Source organism: Erwinia sp. MYb416, from assembly GCF_037479575.1.
Taxonomy (GTDB): domain Bacteria; phylum Pseudomonadota; class Gammaproteobacteria; order Enterobacterales; family Enterobacteriaceae; genus Erwinia; species Erwinia rhapontici.
Map to the genome: position 1 here is coordinate 1 of NZ_JBBGYT010000205.1, position 792 is coordinate 792.

1 protein-coding gene is annotated in these 792 nt (G+C 55.4%); it reads left to right on the plus strand.

Annotation, left to right across the window (positions count from 1 at the left end; genetic code table 11):
- Window positions 1-792 (plus strand): MFS transporter (locus WH277_RS01905; protein ID WP_339504075.1); only part of this gene is annotated, 792 nt, incomplete at both ends.

Sequence of the window (792 nt, forward strand, 5' to 3'; positions counted from 1 at the left end):
ATTTAACACCTAACCGGGCATCAGGGCCCAACAGCAACACCAAAACAGAACCCTTTGTTAAGGTCATTGCGTTGGTTGCCACTCTCGGCGGATTACTCTTCGGTTATGACACCGGCGTTATCTCCGGCGCGCTGCTGTTTATGGGCGACGAATTACACCTTACTCCCTTCACTACCGGACTGGTCACCAGTTCACTGCTGTTTGGCGCAGCCTTCGGCGCACTGTTTTCCGGGCATTTCGCGGCTTCTGCCGGGCGTAAAAAAATCATTATCATTTTGGCGATTATTTTCGCTGTCGGCGCAATGGGGACCGCCCTGGCACCGAACGTGGAATGGATGATCTTCTTCCGACTGGTGCTAGGGGTGGCCGTTGGTGGTGCATCTGCCACGGTGCCGATCTACATTGCAGAGATCGCACCAGCGAATAAGCGTGGGCAACTGGTGACGATTCAGGAGCTGATGATTGTCTCCGGCCAGATGCTGGCTTATATCTCGAATGCCGGATTTAACGCCGCGTGGGGTGGCCATGAAACCTGGCGCTGGATGCTGGCCGTGGCCACCATTCCTGCAGTGCTGCTGTGGTTTGGCATGATGTTTATGCCGGACACACCACGCTGGTATGCGATGAAAGGACGCCTGGCAGAAGCGCGTAAAGTGCTGGAACGCACCCGTGCCAAAGAGGACGTTGACTGGGAGCTGGAGGAGATTACTGAAACGCTGGAAGATGAGGACAAAGCCCAGACGCGAGCCAGCGTGCGTGAGCTGAAAAAGCCCTGGCTGTTTAAGCTATTCC